At 66.4% G+C, this 18,784-nt stretch carries 14 protein-coding genes and 1 pseudogene; 3 read left to right on the forward strand and 12 right to left on the reverse strand.

What is annotated here, in order from left to right; genetic code table 11:
- Positions 1 to 183 precede the first annotated feature (183 nt).
- From LC039_RS21575 to LC039_RS21605, 7 genes are all read right to left on the reverse strand, one after another.
- A complete protein-coding gene (locus tag LC039_RS21575; protein ID WP_226628190.1) occupies positions 184 to 1,242 on the reverse strand; it encodes an Ldh family oxidoreductase in 1,059 nt (352 codons plus the stop codon).
- 100 nt (positions 1,243 to 1,342) lie between these two features.
- Entirely contained in the window at positions 1,343 to 2,383 is a 1,041-nt protein-coding gene (locus LC039_RS21580) for a DUF475 domain-containing protein (RefSeq protein ID WP_226628192.1), read from the reverse strand.
- Entirely contained in the window at positions 2,380 to 3,348 is a 969-nt protein-coding gene (locus tag LC039_RS21585; protein ID WP_226628193.1) for a 2-hydroxyacid dehydrogenase, read from the reverse strand. The genes LC039_RS21580 and LC039_RS21585 overlap by 4 nt, the downstream gene beginning before the upstream one ends.
- On the reverse strand, positions 3,345 to 4,976 hold the full coding sequence (locus tag LC039_RS21590; RefSeq protein ID WP_226628195.1) for an ABC transporter ATP-binding protein: 1,632 nt from the start codon (positions 4,974 to 4,976) through the stop codon (positions 3,345 to 3,347). The genes LC039_RS21585 and LC039_RS21590 overlap by 4 nt, the downstream gene beginning before the upstream one ends.
- Positions 4,973 to 5,866 (reverse strand): ABC transporter permease, encoded by an 894-nt coding sequence (locus LC039_RS21595; protein WP_226628196.1) that lies wholly within the window; start codon positions 5,864 to 5,866, stop codon positions 4,973 to 4,975. Before LC039_RS21595 ends, LC039_RS21590 begins: the two co-directional genes overlap by 4 nt.
- A gap of 33 nt (positions 5,867 to 5,899) precedes the next feature.
- On the reverse strand, positions 5,900 to 6,814 hold the full coding sequence (locus LC039_RS21600) for an ABC transporter permease (RefSeq protein WP_226628198.1): 915 nt from the start codon (positions 6,812 to 6,814) through the stop codon (positions 5,900 to 5,902).
- A gap of 68 nt (positions 6,815 to 6,882) precedes the next feature.
- Positions 6,883 to 8,382, reverse strand: a complete 1,500-nt coding sequence (locus LC039_RS21605) for an ABC transporter substrate-binding protein (RefSeq protein ID WP_226628199.1) — start codon at positions 8,380 to 8,382, stop codon at positions 6,883 to 6,885.
- Between the two features lie 191 nt (positions 8,383 to 8,573).
- Here LC039_RS21605 and LC039_RS21610 point away from each other — a divergent pair, with 191 nt between their 5' ends.
- Positions 8,574 to 9,485: a LysR substrate-binding domain-containing protein gene (locus tag LC039_RS21610; protein WP_226628201.1), complete on the forward strand. Its 912-nt coding sequence runs from the start codon at positions 8,574 to 8,576 to the stop codon at positions 9,483 to 9,485.
- A 6-nt stretch (positions 9,486 to 9,491) separates the two neighbouring features.
- Here LC039_RS21610 and LC039_RS21615 read toward each other — a convergent pair whose 3' ends face one another.
- Positions 9,492 to 10,379: a DMT family transporter gene (locus tag LC039_RS21615; protein WP_226628203.1), complete on the reverse strand. Its 888-nt coding sequence runs from the start codon at positions 10,377 to 10,379 to the stop codon at positions 9,492 to 9,494.
- Positions 10,380 to 10,639: 260 nt separating this feature from the next.
- Between LC039_RS21615 and LC039_RS21620 the strand changes: the two are divergent.
- Both LC039_RS21620 and LC039_RS21625 read left to right on the forward strand, forming a co-directional pair.
- Positions 10,640 to 11,685, forward strand: a pseudogene (locus LC039_RS21620) (IS5 family transposase).
- Positions 11,686 to 11,995: 310 nt separating this feature from the next.
- Positions 11,996 to 14,092: a TonB-dependent siderophore receptor gene (locus LC039_RS21625; protein WP_226628204.1), complete on the forward strand. Its 2,097-nt coding sequence runs from the start codon at positions 11,996 to 11,998 to the stop codon at positions 14,090 to 14,092.
- A gap of 33 nt (positions 14,093 to 14,125) precedes the next feature.
- Here the strand turns inward: LC039_RS21625 and LC039_RS21630 are convergent, their stop codons facing one another.
- The 4 genes from LC039_RS21630 to LC039_RS21645 form a co-directional block, all read right to left on the reverse strand.
- On the reverse strand, positions 14,126 to 15,013 hold the full coding sequence (locus LC039_RS21630) for a helix-turn-helix domain-containing protein (protein WP_226628206.1): 888 nt from the start codon (positions 15,011 to 15,013) through the stop codon (positions 14,126 to 14,128).
- Between the two features lie 660 nt (positions 15,014 to 15,673).
- A complete protein-coding gene (locus LC039_RS21635) occupies positions 15,674 to 17,089 on the reverse strand; it encodes a flavin-containing monooxygenase (protein WP_226628208.1) in 1,416 nt (471 codons plus the stop codon).
- Between the two features lie 48 nt (positions 17,090 to 17,137).
- Positions 17,138 to 17,929, reverse strand: a complete 792-nt coding sequence (locus LC039_RS21640) for an ABC transporter permease (RefSeq protein ID WP_226628209.1) — start codon at positions 17,927 to 17,929, stop codon at positions 17,138 to 17,140.
- A gap of 1 nt (position 17,930) precedes the next feature.
- The gene (locus LC039_RS21645; protein ID WP_226628210.1) at positions 17,931 to 18,773 is read right to left on the reverse strand and encodes an ABC transporter permease; all 843 of its coding nucleotides are present in this window, start codon (positions 18,771 to 18,773) and stop codon (positions 17,931 to 17,933) included.
- Positions 18,774 to 18,784: the final 11 nt, after the last annotated feature.

Here is an 18,784-nt window from a genome sequence, read left to right on the forward strand (position 1 = left end):
TAACCTGAAGGTCGCAGGTTCAAATCCTGCTCCCGCAACCAAATCTACAAAACACCACATGCAAGCGCCCCAACGGGCGCTTTTTGCTTTTGCGGCGCAAAGAGTGGGCCGGTCAGCCGAGTCACGGCGGACCCGCAGTCCGCGGCCGGACGAACCCCACCATGACAATGATCGTGCCGGCGCTCAGCGGGCACTCTCGAGCAGACCGACGTTCAGGGCCTCGGCGGCCTCGGTCAGCGCGGCCAAAACCGGCGCGGTGACCGGGACGCCCTCGGCCAGGGCCCGGGCGCGCTTCGCCGCGGCGGCGTCGCCGGGCACCCGCACCGGCCCCCGGGCGCCGGCGGCGGGCGGGTTGCTCCGGCAGGCCTCGGCAAGGTGCTCGGACTGGTCGAGGAACGGGTCGAGCCCGGCAAAGGCACCGGGGTCCATCACCTGCAGGAAGACGCTCTGCGCCAGCGGACCCGGGGCGGCGGTGTTGGCGCGCCCCTTTCCGGACAGGCCCTGCGTCAGCAGTTCTTCGGCGAGGGCGAGGCCGTAGCCCTTGTGACCCTTCAGCGCGCCGCCGAGCGGCAGCAACGCGCCGCCGCGCTCGGTGACCTCGCGCGGGTCGTCCGTCGGCGTGCCGTCCGCGGTCTGCGCCCAGGCCTCGGGGAAGCGCGCGCCGCTGCGGGCCAGGGTCTGCGTCATGGTCGTGGTGGTGATCGAGCAGGAGACATCCACGACGATCGGCGTGCCGCGGGTCGGGAAGCCGTAGGCGATGGGGTTGGGCGTCAGCAGCGGCCGGGTGCCGCCGTAGGGCGCCATGCGGTTGGCCGCCGGGTTCGAGCAACTGAGCCGGGCGATGTAGCCGCGCTCGGTGACCGGGCGCATGAAGGCCGCGAGCGCGCAGGTGTGATGCGAGGCGCGGATTGCCGCGGTGACCACGCCATGGGTGGCGAGCCGGTCGCAGGCCTGCTCCAGCGCGCGGGTCACCAGCCAGGCGCCGGGCAGGAGCCTTCCATCCCAGACGAAGCTCGCGCCGCGGTCGGAGACGACCTCGGGATCGCCGCCGCCGGTCATCTCGCCCTTCGCGAGGGCCGAGAGGTACATGGGGATCAGCGCGACACCATGGGTCTCATGGCCGATCATGTCGCCCTCGAGAAGCACGGTGGCGGTGGTTTCGGCCTTGTCCGTCTGCATCCCCGCGGCAGCAAGAAGATCTGCGGCGAAGGCCCAGAGGTGGTCATGAGGGATCAGGGGCATGGGGGTCCTTCCGTGGGACTGTGCGATCCGGGCCTCCTCGCGCAGGGGCGGTCGGGGAGGCCGGTGTCATCGGAGGTGGCGCGGCGGCAGGGCAGGGCCGTCAGCCCTGCGCCTCGAGCCGGTTGTGTCGGATCGAGGACCAGAGCGCGAGGCCGATGAGCACCGCGCCGATCAGGCCGGTCAGCAGCTCGGGCACATGCAGCAGCGACTGCGTGTACATGATCACCGACAGCACGAGGATCGAGTAGAAGGCGCCGTGCTCGAGGTAGCGGAACTCGGCGAGGGTGCCCTTCTCGACCAGCATGATGGTCATCGCTCTGACGTAGAACGCCCCGATGCCGAGGCCGATGGCGATCAGGAACAGGTTCTGGGTCAGCGCGAAGGCCCCGATCACCCCGTCGAAGCTGAACGACGCATCCAGCACTTCGAGATACATGAAGGCGCCGAAGCCCCCCCCGGCGGCAAGGTTGCGCGTGTCCTCCGCCCGGTCGAGCACCTGTCCGAGCAGGTCGACGCCGACGAAGGTGACCATGCCGCAGACGGCGGCGAAGAGGAACTCCGCGCTCTTGCCCTGCGGCAGCGCCGCGGAGAAGACCAGCGCCAGCAGCAGGACGGCGGCGATCTCGAGGCCGCGGATGGTGCCGCAGGCGCGCAGCCGGGTCTCCAGAGAGCGCACCCAGTCGATCTCCTTGTCCTGGTCGATGAAGTAGCTCAGCGCGACCAGCATCAGGAAGGTGCCGCCGAAGGCCGCGATCGAGATGTGCGCCTCGTGCATGACATGGGCGTATTGCTCGGGTTCGGCGGCGGCGAGCTTCAGGGCGGACCACGGGTCGATGCGCGCCGCGACCGACACCACGGCCAGCGGGAAGACGATGCGCATGCCGAAGACGGCGATCAGGATGCCCCAGGTGAGGAAGCGCTGCCGCCAGACCGGGGTCATGTCCTTGAGCTTGTTAGCGTTGACGATGGCGTTGTCGAAGCTGAGCGAGATCTCCAGCACTGCCAGCACCGCGCCGACGGTCAGGAAGGTCAGCGCGCCCGAGAGGGTGCCGGTGCTGGCCTGCCCCAGCCAGAACGACAGGGCCAGGCCGGCGCCGGTAAACACCAGCGGCCAGCGGAGGTAGCTGAGGGTCGGTTTCATAGGCTCACCGCGGTTTCTGGCAGGTCGAAGACGGGGGTCAGCAGCGGCTTTCCGGCGAAATAGGCGGCAAGGTTGTCGACCACGGTCTGGGCCATGGCGTCGCGCGTCTCGACGGTGCCGCTGGCGTGGTGCGGGTAGAGCGTGACGTTCGGCAATTGCGTCAGCGCCGGATCGGGGTTGGGCTCGTTGAGGTAGACGTCGAGCCCGGCGCTGCCGAGCCTGCCGGTGGCGAGCGCCTCGATCAGCGCGGGCTCGTCGACCACGCTGCCGCGCGCCACGTTGATGAAACTGCCGGTGGGGCCGAGCGCCTCGAAAACGGTCTTGTCGAACATGCCTTCGGTCGATGCGCCGCCGGGCACGATGGCCACGAGGATGTCGGCCCAGTTGGCCAGCGCCTGAACATCGCCGAAATAGCTCCACGGCAGGTCGCGGGGGCTGCGGGCGGTGTAGCCGATCTCGAGTCCCAGCGGCTCGAAGCGGCGGGCGATGGCCTGGCCGATGGTGCCGATGCCCGCGATGCCGGCGCGCTTGCCGTTCATCGAGGAGAGCAGCGGGTACATTCCCTTGCGCCCCCAGTCGCCGGAGCGCACGTAGTCATGCGCCGCCACCAGCTGCCGCCGGGTCGCCAGCGTCAGCAGCAGCGCCATGTCGGCCACGTCATCGTAGAGCGCCGCCGAGCTGTTGGTCAGCCAGACGCCGTGCTCCTTCAGCGCCTCGACGTCGATGGGCTCGAAGCCGGCGGAGGAACAGCAGACGATCTTCAGCCGCGGAAGATGCTGCAGGAAGCCGCGCGGCAGCGCGACATGGCCATTGGTCACGATCGCCTCGCAGCGGGGACCGTATTCGGCGAGGAAGCGCGCCTTGTCGGCGGCTTCGTCATAGCGGTGCAGGGTGTAGCTCTCGGCGAGCTGGGCCATGGCCTTCGGCCGGGCCGGATACATCACCAGTAGGTCGCGCTTCGTCATGCATATTCCTCCTGCGCTTGCTGCCTCGCGGCGCGACGTTCGGCCTGGATCTCCGGATCGGGATGCAGGCTCGCGGCCATGAGGTTGCGGGTATAATCCTGTTGCGGGGCGTCGAAGATCTGCGCCACGGGTCCTTGTTCGACGATCCGTCCGCCCTGCATCACCACGACGCGATGGGCGAAGTCGCGCACCAGCGGCAGGTCGTGGGCAATGAAGAGGTAGGACAGGCCGAAGTCTCGTTGCAGCTGTTCCAGCAGGTGGATCACCTGCGCCTGGATCGACACGTCGAGCGCCGAGACCGCCTCGTCGCAGATGATCAGTTTCGGCTCCAGCGCCAGCGCGCGGGCGATGGCGATCCGCTGTCTTTGTCCGCCCGAGAACTGGTGCGGGTAGCGGTCCATATGTGTCGCGTTCAGCCCCACGTGTTCCAGCAGCTCGCGCACCCGGCCGCGCCATTGCGGCTTGGGCAGAATGCCGGGGTGGATGGCAAAGGCTTCGGCGATGATCTGGAAGACCGACATGCGCGGATTGAGCGACTGGGTCGGATCCTGGAAGATCATCTGCACCTCGCGGCGGATGTCGAAGAGCTCGCGCCGGGGCATGGTGAGCAGGTCGCGGCCCTTGTAGAGCGCCTCGCCGCCGGTGGCCTCCTCCAGCCGGAGCAGCGTCTTGGCCAGCGTCGACTTGCCCGAGCCGCTTTCGCCGACGATGGCGACGGTCTCGCCCGGCAGGACCGTCAGGCTGGCATCCTCGAGCGCGACGAAGGCACCGTAATGCTTCGAGACATGGTTCACCTCGAGGATCGGCTTGATCCCGGTGGCAAGCGGCTCGGCCATTGCGCCGGTGCCGGGCACCGCGGCGATCAGCGTCTTGGTGTAGGGGTGCACCGGCTGGCGGTAGACCTGTGCGGCGCTGCCGCTCTCGACGATCTCGCCGGCATTCATCACCACCACGCGGTCGGCCACCTCGGCCACGACCCCAAGGTCGTGGGTGATCAGCAGCAGGCCCATGCCGGTTTCGCGCTGCAGATCCTCAAGCAGCGCGAGGATCTGCGCCTGCACCGTCACGTCGAGCGCCGTGGTCGGCTCGTCGGCGATCAGGATGTCGGGCTTCACCGCAAGTGCCATGGCGATCATCAGACGTTGGCGCTGCCCGCCCGAGAACTGATGCGGGTAGGCGTCGATCTTCTCCTCGGCGTTCGGGATGCCGACGCGCTTCATCAGATCGAGCGTGGTGCGGCGCGCCTCGTCCTTGGAGATGCCGTGGGTGGTCATCGCCTCGGCGATCTGGAAGCCCACGGTATAGACCGGGTTCAGGTGGCTCAGCGGATCCTGGAAGATCATCGCGATCCGGCGGCCGTTGATCTCGCGGCGCTGGTCCTGGGTCATGGCGAAGAGGTTCTCGCCGTTGAACAGGATCTCGCCCGAGACGATCTCGCCGGGGGGGATGTCGATCAGGTCCATGATGGCCGAGGCCGAGACCGACTTGCCCGAGCCGGACTCGCCGAGGATGGCAAGCGTCTCACCCTTGTCGAGGTGCCAGCTGACGTTGCGCACCGCATGGACCGTGCCGCCTGCCGTGTGGAAGTCGACGGAGAGGTTGCGGACTTCGAGAAGGTGATCGGTCATTGCTTCTTCCTTGCGATTTCGAGCCGCCAGCGCTGCACCGGGTCAAGCGCGGTGCGCATCCAGTTCGAGAGCAGGTTGAGGGACAGGGTGGTGAGGATGATCACCAGGCCGGGCCAGAAGCTGAGCCACCAGGCGGAGGTCAGGTAAGGGCGGCCCTGGCTGACCATCAGGCCCCAGGTGATCTCGGGCGGCTGGATGCCGATGCCGAGGAAGCTGAGCGAGCTTTCCACCAGCACCACCAGCGCGAAGTCGAGCGTGGCGATGGTAACCAGCGTCGGCAGGATCACCGGCAGGATGTGGCGGAAGACGATCCGCGGCGTCGAGGCGCCCATGACGGTAGCCGCCTGCACGAACATCCGGCCGCGGACCTCCAGCACCTCGGCGCGCGCGGTGCGCAGGTAGACCGGGATGCGGGTGATGGTCAGCACGACGATCAGGTTCCCGACCGAGGGCGGCAGCATGTAGAGCACGATCACCGCCAGCAGCAGCGAGGGGAAGGCCATGATCACGTCGGCCAGACGCATGATGATCTGCGAGGTCACCTTGCGCGAGTAACCGGCGATCATCCCCAGCGTGGTGCCGATGGTCAGCGAGCAGATCACCGCGCCGGTGGCGACGAAGAGCGTGTTCTGCGCGGCGACGATGATCCGCGCCAGCAGCGGGCGGCCAAGGGCGTCGCCGCCCAGCCAGTAGACCCAGGCCTTCGAGAAATCGAACGGCGGGGCGTTGCGGCCGCGCAGGTTCTGCTTGGTGGCGATGTCCTCGAGGAACGTCGGGCCGCAGAGCGCGCAGAGCACCATGAGGATCAGGAAGAGGGCGGAGAAGAAGGCGAACTTGTCCCGCCAGAGCATCCGCCCCATGGTCAGCGCAGGGTGGGTGGACTTGGTCATTTTCGGAGTGTCGGTTTCTGCAAGGGCCATGGGTCAGTACCGGATCCGGGGATCGAGCACCGCGTAGAGGATGTCGATCAGCAGGTTCAGAAGGAAGATGGCGAAGGCGGTGACCATGATCGCGGCGAGGATCACGTTGAAGTCGCGCTGCAGGATCGAGTCGATCATCAGCTTGCCGATGCCCGGAAAGCCGAAGATGGTCTCGACCACCACCGCGCCGTTGAGGATCGCCGTGGTCTGATCGCCGATCACCGTGATGACCGGCAGCAATGCGTTGCGCAGCGCGTGCACGAAGATGATCGGCCGGTTGCGCACGCCCTTGGCGCGGGCGGTCTTCACGTAAGGGGCGTGCAGGGCGGTGATCATCGCGCCGCGCACCACCTGCAGGATCAAGCCGAAGGGCCGGATGAACAGCACCGCCACCGGCAGCACCCAGTGCCACGGCGTGCCGGTGCCGGAGGTCGGCAACCAGCCCAGACCCACCGAGAAGATCACGATGGCGACGATGGCGACCCAGAAGTCCGGCGCGCTGGCGCCGATGAGCGAGAAGAAGGTGGCGATCCGGTCGAAGATGCCGCCGACGTGGAAGGCGGCCAGCGAGCCCAGGACGATGGCGCTGACGGTGACCAGAGACATGGTGATCACGGCCAGTTGCAGCGTCCAGCCAAAGCCGCGCAGCACGGCCTCGAGTGCCGGTTCCGAGCGGCGGATGGAGTCGCCGAAGTCGAAGCGCAGCAGATCGCCCATGTAGTGGACGAACTGGATCAGCAGCGGATCGTTGAGCCCGTTGATCTCGCGGAATCGCTCACGGCTCTCCAGCGATGCGTCGACGGGGAGGTAGAGGTCGGTGGGGTCGCCGGTCAGGCGCGACAGGAAGAATACCAGGATGATCAGGCCGACCAGCGAGATCGCACTGGCGACGGCGCGTTTGCCAAGGAAAGATTGCATGTCTGCCTCGATTGTCCGGTGGCGACAGAGCCGTGCCGGGGGCGGCGCACCGCCCCCGGACGGATGCCTTACTTGAAGCTGATCTGCGAAAGCTGCAGTTCAGAGTTCGTGCGGATCGACGGGGTGAAGTCGAGCCGCTCGTTCACCCGGCTCATGCCCACCATGTGCCAGAGGAACACATCCGCCACGAGGTCGTCGTGGACGTAGGCGAAGACCTCCTCCCACAGCGCCTCGCGCGCGTCTCCCGAGGCCCCGGTGGCCTTGGTGATCATCTCGTCGAGCTGCGGATCCGCGGTGCCCGACTGCACGCCATCCGAGGCGTACTTGTTGAACATCGAGAAGACCGGATCGCCGTTGGCGTTGTCGTGCATGGCCTGGACCATGGTCGGGCCGATGTCCTCGGGGAAGGGCTTGGAGTAGTACTTGTTCCACTCCGCCACCTCGACCATCTGCAGTTTGACGTTGAAGCCGACGTCCTGCCACATGGAGGTCAGCGCCTCCATCGTCTCGACCACGTTGGCGAAATTCTCGAGCCGGCCGATCACGGTGATCTCGGCGCCCACGTCGACACCGTCGCTCTGCGCGGCTTCGAGCAGGCCCTTGGCCTTGTCGGGGTCGAAGGGGTAGGGGTCGAGATCGTGGTTGTAGCCGATGGTCGAGGGCGGGGTCATGCCGGTCGACAGCAGCGTGCCATCGGCGAGGATCGTGCCGACGAAGGCTTCCTTGTCGACCGCGTAGTTCAGTGCCTGGCGCACCCGCACGTCGTTCAGCGGGGCGGCCGAGAGGTCCAGCCGCATGTAGACGGTTTCCGAGTTCGGGTAGGCGTAGTCGGTGCCCTTGTCGGTGGCGTCCTGCAGCGCGATGTTCGGCGCGATGTCGGCCTCGCCCGCCGCGACCATGGCCGCGCGGACGGCGCTTTCGGAGCGGAACACATAGGTCGCCGAGGTGACCTCGGGCGCCTCGCCCCAGTAGTCGTCGCGGGCGGAGAGCTTGATGTGCTGGCCGCGGGCGTATTCGTCGAATGTGTAGGGGCCGGTCCCGACCGGCGCGTCGGTGAAGGCGTCGGGGTCGGTCTCGGACGGCAGCACCGCCAGCGTGGACATCAGGAGCGGCAGGATCGGCTGCGCCGGGTCGCTGGTGATCTCGATGGTGTTCTCGTCGACCACGTTGGTGGTCAGCGTCATCCCGCCGTAGTATTTCGCACCAGTCTCGCAGACGAACTTGTCCGAAAGGTTGCGCTCGAGCGAGAACTTGACGTCCTCTGCGTCGAAGGCGGTGCCGTCGGAGAAGCTCACCCCCTCGCGCAGGTGGAAGCGCCAGGTGCCGTTGCCCATGTCCTCCCAATCCGTCGCCAGCCGCGGCTGCAGCCCTTCGCCGGGCACCAGCTCGGTCAGGGTCTCGGAAATGTTCTGAAGCAGCACGCGGCCGACGTTCGACTGCGTTGCCATGCAGGGTTCGACGGTGTTGAGCTCCTCCGACAGGACGACGGTGACGTCCTGCGCAAATGCCTGCCCGGCAATGGTGGATGCGAGCAGGGCCGCGACGAGGCGGCCGGTCCGATAGGTCATGGTTCTCCTCCCAAATTACCATGTCTGGCCAGTGCCCGGCACCGGCTGGAACTGTCCCGCAGCCGCCGCTCGGACGGCCTGTAGGTCAGAAAACCATACGCCTGAGAGGGCAATTGTATATTCCATAGTTGGATTGAAATGATACACTTCCTGTATCAAGCGTCGCCGCGGCATTCTCGGGAGGGCGGTCTATGGCACAGGTCTCGTACGATTTTTTCCAGCTGAGGTTCTTCATCGCGGTCGCGGAGGAGCTGAACTTTCGCCGTGCCGCGGCTCGGCTGAACATGACGCAGCCGCCGCTGTCCCGGCAGATCAAGCTGCTCGAGGATCGAATCGGGCTGACGCTCTTCGACCGCTCCAACCGCTCGGTCCGGCTGACCCCGGCGGGCGAGAGCTTTCTCAAGAGCGCGACGGACCTGATGCAGCGCGCCGAATACGCCGTGCTGACCGCCCGCCAGGCCGAGCGCGGCGAGGTCGGCAACGTGGTGATGGGCTTCGTGCCCTCCGCCAGCCTGCACTTCGTGCCGCAGATCGCCTCGGCCCTGAAGCGCAGCATGCCGGGGGTCAAGTTCGAGCCCATCGAGATGATGAGCTACGAGATCGCCGAAGGGTTGCAGTCGGGCAAGCTCGACCTCGGTCTGACTCGCTCGGCGACGCATGCGCAGGAGGTGGAGAACATCCTGCTCGTCCGCGAGCCCTTCGTGCTGGTGCTGCCCCGCGATCACGCGCTCTGCGCGGTGGCGAACCTCCGCGTCGAAGACCTGCACGGGGTGGATTTCGTCGGCTATTCCTCTGAGCGGGGCGGCTTCCTGAAGGACATCCACCGGGCGCTCTTCGCCACGGTGGGCGTCACCCCCGACACGGTGCAGGAAGTCAGCCAGACCCAGACCATCGTGTCGCTGGTGAACGCCGGGCTCGGCGTCGGGCTGGTGCCGCGGTCGGCCTCGGCGATGCAGATGGAGAATGTGCTCTTCCGGCCCGTCGCGGCGCCGAAGGAATTCAACTCGACGCTCTACCTCAACATCGCGCCGAACCGGGGCACGCCGCTGAACGAGAAGGTGCGCGCGACGATCCTGGGGGCGCTGCAGCCGCGGTCGGCCTAGGCGGCGCTAGCGCGCGCCGCCCATGCGCCGCGCGCTGTTCACCATGACCAGCGTCGCGACGAAGATCGCGATTCCGCCCGCCCATGTGGTTGCGGTGACGACCTGTCCGAAGAAAACGTATCCCAGCGCCGCCACGAAGGGCAGCCGGAGGAAATCGAAGGGCACGATCAGCGAGGCGTCGGCCAGCGCGAAGGCCCGCGTCGCCAGCGTCATCGCGAAGGCGCCGAGCGCCCCCTGCAGCGCCAGCAGCAGCCATTCCGCAGCCGTCGGCGTCTGCCAGACGAGCGCCGCCGGGATCGCCGCCAGCGGCACCGTGAGAATGAGGTTCCAGGCCACCAGCGTCTCGGTCCGGTCACGCGCCACCATGCCCTTCAGGATGAGCTGGATCACCGCGACGAGCACCGCCCCGATCAGCGCGTAGGCAAGGCCGATGGGGATGTCGCCCGCGTCTGGCCGGAGCACGATCAGCACGCCGGCGAAGCCCAGAGTCACGGCCAGGATCCGCACCGGCCGCGGGCGCTCCCGCAGGAACACCCAGGCCCCCAGCGTGACAAAGATCGGCGAGGCGAAGGCGATGGCGGTCACATCCGCAAGCGGGGCGGCGGCGAAGGCGAAGAAGAAGGCGAGTACCGAGGCCAGCTTCAGCGCCGCCCGCAGCAGGTGAAGAAACCTGTATTCGGTGCGCAGCATCCCGCGCCGCGAGAGGATCCAGGGCAGCACCGCGAGCAGCCCGAAGAGGGCGCGTGTGAAGCCCATGACGAAGGGGTGCACCGCGCCCGACAAGTGCCGCACGAGGGCGGAATCGATCGCGGCGAAGCCCGACACCAGCAGCATGAGCATGATGGCGATCAGCGGCTGGTTGCGCTGCGCGAAGTTTCTCCAGCGTGATGTCATCCTCACCGCGACGCCGTGATCCGGCGCTCCCCCATTCCGGAGCGCGACCCTCGGACGGGACAGGCGGAGTTGTCAAGCGGACCATAAGCCCCCCTGTTCCGGGCGAAATCCGAGTCGGTCTGTCATCGCGGGACAGGCGAGAGGGACGGCTGGGCCGGGTCCATGGCCTGCCGCGGCCTGCGGTTCCGGTCTCCGAGGGCTCTGTTGCACAAATCCATTGAAGGATTCATCACATGAATCCAGAGGGATAACTGGGATGCATGAGCCGACCGATACCACCGACCTACAAGACCAGGAACTGGCCCGCCTACAACGAAGCGCTGAAGCGCCGTGGCTCGCTGACGATCTGGTTTGACCCCGAGATGAACTGGGATGCCTTGCCGACGGGCAGGCGTGGCCGCCAGCAGACTTACAGCGATACTGCCATTCAAACCTGCTGACGATGAAAGTGCTTTTTGGCATGGCGCTCAGGCAGAGGACCGGGTTCGTCGAGAGCCTACTGCGGCTGGTCGGCCTCGATTGGACGGTGCCTGACTTCAGCACACTGTCCCGCCGACAGAAGACCCTCGCTGTCAACATCCCCTACCGCGGGTCGAAGGGGCCGCTGCACCTGCTGCTCCCCTCTCGGGACATTGCTCCGCAATGCCCTGCCGGACAGTGGACAGTACTGGCATCAAGGTCGAGGGCGAAGGCGAGTGGCACGCCCGCAAGCATGGCGGCCCGAAACGGCGCGTCTGGCGGAAGATCCATCTGGGGGTTGATGAGGAAACGCTGGAGGTTCGGGCCGTGGAGATCACGGGAAGCCACATCGGCGATGCGCCGGTATTACCCGACCTGCTCAAACACATCCCGGCGCACGAGCAGATCGGCAGCGTCACCGCCGGCGGTGCCTACGATACCCGCAATTGCCACGATGCCATCGCTGACCGCGGCGCCCATGCGGTCATTCCGCCCCGCAAGAACGCCAAACTGTGGAAGACAGTCACCGCCGGCGCGCTCGCCGTCGCCAGCGGCGCTCGGACCGGTGGCGCATCCGCTGGCAACTCCTCGGACCAATGGCGGACAAAGGCTCGCCGCGAAACGAAGCACTGAGGGCATCGAAATACCTCGGTCGTTCCCTCTGGCGACGATGGACGGATACCACCGCCGAAGCCGCGTCGAAACGAAGATGCACTGTGTGAAACTGCTGGGGCAGCGCCTCATGGCACGGGACTTCGACCGACAGGTCGCGGAGCTTCAGGTCCGTATCGCCGTTCTGAACGGCTACACCGCGCTCGGCATCCCTGTCACAGAACCCGTGGGATAAGTCTGTCCGGGGAAAGGGGAAACACGGCCATTAGCCGATTTGTGCAACAGAGCCCCGAACCACTCGCCGGGGTCAGCTCAGTCCGAGCTTTTTCATCAGGAATAGACAAAAACCGTAGAAATGTTCAAGACGCGCGCGCTGCCGCTTGCTAGTCGGCGCTGCAACGGAGGGCGCCGCCGCCTGCATGTCCGTCCCCTCATGCGGGTGATGCCAGGCACCGGCTTCCCTCCTCGCCGCCATCCGTACCCTTCGGACAGCCGACACGCCGGGTCTTCCCGGCTCCAGACCCCTTCAGGGAGCACGCACGCTCGTGAACGCATTTCTCGCGGCGCCTACGCGCCATACCATCCTTCTGTCCGGCTGCGCCGTCCTGGCGCTGCTCTCGGCCCCGGTCCACGCGCTAGAGGGGGCCTCGGTCTCGCTTGGCACGATCTTCATCGACACCGCCCGCGACGGCTCCGACGACGACGAGACCATCGTCGCCGACCAGGTGACCAGCGGCAGCGGGCTCCCCAGTGACATCATGGACAGCTCGGCCAGCATCTCGGTCATCACCTCGAAGGAGATCGCGCAGCGCGGCGCGCAGACTACCGAGCAGATTCTGCAGTACAGCGCCGGTATCTCGACCGACTACTACGGCCGCGACGATCGCTACGACTACTTCAAGATCCGCGGCTATGACGCCACCACCTATCGCGACGGGATGCTGATCGGCGATGCCTTCGGCGGCGTGCGCGAAGAGCCTTTCGCCTTCGACCGGGTAGAGGTCCTGAAGGGCGCCAACTCCACGTCCTTCGGGGTCGGCGATCCGGGCGGCGCGGTCAACTTCATCACCAAGTCGCCCACCGGCGAGCGCCTGCGCCAAATTTACGGCACCGTGGGCAGCTTCAACCACAAGGAACTGGGCTTCGACCTGGGCGACACCTTCGCCGGGAACAGCGACCTGTCCTGGCGACTGACCGGCAAGATGCAGGATTCCGAGGCCGAAACCGACGAGTCCACCGACGACGAGACTTTCATCATGGGCGGGCTTGCCTGGCGTCCGAGCGACCGCACGACGGTGAGCCTCGTCTATGACTATCTCTACCGCGACGGCTATCCCAACAGCTCGGGCTACCCGGCGACCGGCGATGACTTCGACCGCGACCTGTTCCTCGGCGAGCCCGACTTCAACTATCTCGACACCGACCGTCACACGCTGACCTTCAAGCTCGAGCATGATTTCGGCAACGGGCTCGAGTTTGGCTCGACCGCCCGCTATACCAAGGGCACCGGCGGCTTCGGCTACGTGTTCCTGGGAGCCGTGACCTCGGAAGAGGATGAGACCGTCTCGCGTTACTACTTCGCCAATGACGCCGATTTCGAGAACTTCGTCGTCGATGCGCACCTGCTCTACGAGACCACCTTCGGCACGCTCTCGAGCCGCACCATGGGCGGGGTCGAATACCGCGACAACCACCGCGAGAACACGCTGTGGTACACCCGCGCCGCGGACATCAGATGGTCTGATCCGGTGTACACCGGCGGGCTCGATCTCGATGCCACCGCGCCCTACCAGGACACCACGACCGACACCCAGGTCGCCTCGTTCTACCTGCAGCAGGAGTTTGCCTGGGACAGGCTGATCGTGCAGGGCGGGCTGCGCCGCGACTGGATCGACAATTCGATCACCGACAATCTCACCGATGTAACGACCGAGGCCGATGACGTCGAGGACACGCTGCGCCTCGGGCTGACCTATCGCATCAACCCCAACCTCTCGCTCTTCGGCAGCTACGCGGAATCGGTGGTGCCCGCCAGCCTCGGCGAGGAGCCCGAGCGCGGCAAGCAGTACGAGGTGGGCGTCAAGTACCGCCCCGACGGCTTCCGCGGCCTGCTCACCGCGTCGGTCTACGATTTGACCAAGTACAACGAGACGGTGACCAATGCCGACACGCTGCTCGACGAGGTGCGCGGCGAGTCGCGGGTGCGGGGCATCGACCTCGAAGCCAAGGCCGAGCTGACCGAGCAATTCTCGTTCACTGCTGCCTACACCTACCTCGAGAGCGAGATCCTCGAATCCGACAACGGCAGTAACAACGGCAACGAGTTGGGTTCGACGCCGCAGCACTCGGGCTCGATCTGGACGAACTACGTCATGCCGGGGCAGGGCAGCCTCGGTGATCTGAACCTCGGGCTCGGGGTGCGCTACACCGGCGAGTATTGGCGCTCGGACGCCAACACCGGCAAGACGGACGCGGCCTGGCTCTGGGACGCGGCAATCGGCTACGACATCGCCGAGAACACCCAGATGCGGCTCAATGTGACCAACCTGCTGGATGAAAAGCACATCGCCCAGGGCGGGTACTCGACCGACTACTACAACGCAGGTCGCGAGATCAGCCTGACGCTGAACCACAGCTGGTGACCGAATGGCCCGTCCGCCTTTTGCGGGCGGGTCCTACCGCGCCCGGGCTTCGCGGCGCCAAGCCGAGGGGGTGATGCCCGCGTGACGCCGGAACACCCGCGTCAGATGCCCTTGGTCGGAGAATTCGAAGCGCAACGCGATCTCGGCGATGGTCAGGTCCTCGTGCAGCAGGCATTCCTTCACCGCCGAGATGCGCTGTTCCTGCTGCCATTGCAGCGGCGTCTTGCCGGTGGTGCGCTTGAAGGCATGGCTGAACCAGCCTTCCGACAGGCCGACCTCACGCGCCAGCTCGGCGTTGCTGGCCCGGCCGCCGCGCTTGGCGAGAAAGCCGCGCAGCCGCCGCATTTGCCAGGCGGAGAGCCCGCCCTGCGCGCCGGCGGTTTCGTCGGCGTCGGGTTTCGGGGCAACAAGGCCCGTCACCAGCGCGACGGCAAGGCTCTCGGCAAATGCCGGGGCGCGGCTGGGGCGGTCGATCTCGTCGGCGAGGGTCTGGGCCAGCGCCGCCAGTGCACCGACATCCTGCACTTCCGCCGGCTGGCGCAGTGCGGCTCTTGCAGTCTCATCGCCGAGCATCGGCGCGATGCGTTCACGCAGCCAGTGCGCGTCGATATGCAGGTCGAGGTGGGAAAACCGGTGCGGCGTGCGGAAGCTGGTCCACATCGGTAGCCCAGACGGCACGTAGAGCGCCCTCAGCATCGGGCGCCATTCCGTGCGCGGCGCGCCATTCTGCCCGGCAAAGAGGATGCTGTCCGAAACGTCGTTGAAGAATAGCATGACCCGCGGGTCCGGCGAGCGGTAGTAGCCCGTGGCGCCGGCCCTGCCCTGCGCTTCCCAATAGACGGTACACATGCTCTCGAACGAACGCCAGCGCACCGGGGCGGTGCTCTGGATGCCTTCGGTCCGGCAGGTCATGGAGTGCATGAAGCCCAAGGAGACGATGCCTGTTTCTCGTGATGGCTCTGCTAGCTGCGCAACCGGTGCAATCGCGTGGCTCTGGTGGCCAGACGCTATCCCGCTTGGCGGGACCATGACAACCTGACGCGGATTGGTGCTGCGGCGACGTGACCTGAACGCTTCAGAGAGCACCACTCCGATGAATGGCGCGCAATTGCATATTTCGATCTTACGCGTGCCATCTTGACCTTGATTTCCCATCCCTCCTGGCCAAGCAGCACATGAAGACGCCGGTAGAAAATGTCGAACGCGCGTCTCGTAGTTCTCCCGGACCCGCCTCTCGACGGCAGCGTGATCCGCCTGCAGACGACGCATCCAAACCGGCCGCGGGCCGACAAACTTCTTCATACATTTGAGAAACCCTGCTTGACCACCAAAGGCCTTGCAGAAAATCTCCGCGACCGGCGTGCTTTACGCGTCCTTGTTTAGGAAAAGCGTCTTCAGCGCCTCTAAGAGTTTCATGCCTTCATGTGGGTCCGCTCGCAGCCCAGCCGGGCAAGACTAACCAAAAAACCCAGCTTCAAATGGTGCATCTTGCAGGGGTCTGGAGCTCTCTAGAAACGGCACCTACCTGACCACCGGCCGCGACCTGAACATGCGCCAGCACGTCTGGCGCGCTGCTTGGCGTCAGCTCGGTAGCTGCGGCGCGGCCGCGTATTCGTCGCCTGAAAGTTCCGGTGTGTCGTAGGCCTGCAGCTTGTCGAACTGCGCCTCGATGTCCTCGCGGAAAAAGGCGGCGGCGATGGCGCGCCCGAGCCGTTTGGCCCCCACGCTGACCGCCGGGATATCGCCCGACACCTTGCCGTGGCTGAGCATCGCCGCATCGTTGAAGCAATGGATGCGCTGCAGCGCGGGGCAGGCGCCGGGGCTGCGCTCGAGGAAGGTGAAATCCTCGGCGAGATAGGGCGACTGCCCCATCGGTCCATCGCTGGGCAGATGATCGGGAAAATCGTCGCGTTCCCCCCAGGAGAGCACATGCGGCGCGATGGCGCTCAGTTCAGCGCGCTCGGCGAAATCGTTGCGAAAGCCCGTGCCCGCGATCAGGAAATCGGTGCTGAAGCTCCCGCGCGAGGTTTCGATGCGCAGCCGCCCGTCCTGCACCGCAGCGCCGGTGAGCGCGCAGCCGAGGTGGAAATGCGCGTTGGGGTGATCCGACACGCGGCGCACCGAATGGCTGGGCGGCGGCACCTGTTGCTGCGCGGCATAGCCGTGAATTTTCAGCTTCCAATCATCCGGCAGGCTGCCGAGGCCCAGTTCCGTGCCGGGGCTGCCGATGCCGGTGAGCTTGTTCACCGCCGGAATGGTCTCGCGACGGATCAGCAGATCGACCCGCGCCGCCCCGGCCTCGAGCGCGGTGGCGGCATTGTCCACCGCCGAGGCGCCCGCGCCAACGACCACCACGTCGCGGCCGCGCAGCGCCGCGAAGTCGATCTCGTCGGCGCTATGGGCCCAGAATTTGCGGTCGACCCCTCTTAGCGCTGCGGGCACCGCGCCGCCGCCGAGCCCGGAGCGCCCGGTGGCCAGCACCACGCGGCGCGCCAGCAGGCGCTCTTCACCCTCGGGCGTGTCCAGTGTGACGGCAAGCAGGTCTCCGTCGCCACGCAGGTCTGTGAGCCGGGTCTCATTGCGGATCGGCAGCGCCAGCACCCGGCGGTACCAGCGCAGGTAGTCCATCCATTGCCCTTTGGGGATCTTACCAAGCGCCTCCCAGCCCTCCGCGCCCCATTGCGCGGTGAACCACGCGCGGAAGGTCAGGGCAGGCAGGCCGAGCGCCGGGCCGGTCAGGGTTTTCGGCGAGCGCAGGGTGCGCATCCGCGCGAAGGTTTCCCACGGGCCCTCATAGCCCTCGGGCGCGCTGTCGATGGCAAGGCTGTTGTCGATGCCCAGAAAGCGCAGCTCGGCCAGCGCCGCCAGGCCGCACATGCCCGCGCCGACCACCAGCACATCGAGCACACCCTCGCGCGCGGGCACCCAGGGCGCTGCGGGCAGGTTGAGCAGGCTCAGGTCCTCGGCGAGGCGGGCTTCGAGATCGGCAAGGCTCATGCGGCAGGGCTCCGGCGCGGCGGGCAGGGGAGGGGCGAAAGATCGGGATCAGGTGGCGACGGTCATCTTCTCGATGCCATAGAGCCGGTCGGCCACCACAAGCGCGACGATGGCCAGCAGCAGCTGGAGCGTCGAAAGTGCGGCGATCGAGGGATCGAACTGGTGCTCCATATAGGCCAGCATCACCACCGGCAGCGTGGTGGTCTGCGCCGAGCCGAAGAAATAGCTCACCGGCAGGTTGTCGAAGGACGTCAGGAACGAAAACAGCGAGCCCGCAGCGATGCCCGGACGGATGAGCGGCAGCGTCACCTCGCGGAAGGTGGTGAGCCGCGAGGCGCCAAGGATCTGGGCCGCCTCCTCATAGGCTGGCGGCACGGCGCGGTAGACGGCGGTGACGGTGCGGATCACATAGGGCAGGCAGATCACCGTGTGCACGATGGCAAGACTGAGGAACGACACGCCGAAGCCGAGCGCCGAAAGGAAGAACAGCGAGGCAAAGCCGATGACGATCATCGGCATGCTGAGCGGCGACAGCAGGAAGGTGGTGATCGCCGTCGCCCAGCCCGAGCGCGCCCGGCTTAGGTAGAGCGCCGCAGGCACGCCCAGCACGCAGGAGGCGACGGTGGCCACCACGCCCAGTTGCAGGCTGACCCAGAGGCTGTCAATGAACGGGCGGTATTCGAAGATCCGCGCGAACCATTTCAGCGACCAGCCAGGGATCGGGAAGGCGGCATAACCGGCGGAGGTGAAGGAGATCACCACCACCACCGCGATCGGCAGGATCATGAAGACGAAAAAGGCGATGGTGAACGCCCAAAGGGCGATGTCCGAGAAGCGCATCTTATACCCCCTGTCTGCGCAGCAGGCGCAGTTGCAGCCACAGGCAGGCCAGCGCGATGACCAGAAGAATGGTGCTCATGGTCGAGGCCAGCGCGAAATCGCGGGTGGTGTTGAACTGCTGGTAGATCAGCAGCGGCAGGGTCTGGAAGCCGCCGCCGAGCAGCACCAGCGTGACGAACGAGCCATTGGCGATCATGAAGACGAGGATCGCGCCGGTGCCGATGCCATCGGTGGTCAGCGGCAGCGTCACCTCGAAGAAGGTGCGCAGCTTGGAGGCGCCGAGCATCTGCGCGCCCTCTTCAAGCCGTCGGTCGACGCCCTGCAGCACCGAGGCGATGGACAGCACCGCAAAGGGCACCAGCACATGCACCAGCGCGGCGATGGCGAGCCCCGGTGTATTGAGCCAGCGCAGCGGCGCATCCAAAAGGCCTAGGTCGGTCACCAGCCATTGGTTGATCAGCCCGCGCCGGGCGAAGAGCACCTGCCAGCCGAAGGTCCGCATGATGATCGAGGTCAGCAGCGGCGCGATCAGCAGAAAGACGATCAGCCCCGAGAACCGTCCGGCCTTGCGCACCAGCACATAGGCGACGGGATAGGCGATCACCACCGAGATCAGCGTCACCACCGCCGACAGGATCACCGTCTCCGCGATCACGCCCAGGTAGAAGCGGTCGGTCAGGAAATCGGCGTAGCGCGACAGGGTGAAGCCGCCGTCCTCCGCAAGGAAGGAGCGCGCCGAATTGTCCGCCAGCGGCATCACGAAGAACACCGCGAGGAAGATCAACGCCGGGGCGAGCAGCAATGCGCGCCGGGCTCCGGCGGAGAGGTGAACAAGGTTGGGCATGACGCCTCTTC

Source organism: Alloyangia pacifica (genome assembly GCF_020524285.1).
In the GTDB taxonomy this organism is placed as follows: Bacteria; Pseudomonadota; Alphaproteobacteria; order Rhodobacterales; family Rhodobacteraceae; genus Salipiger; species Salipiger pacificus_B.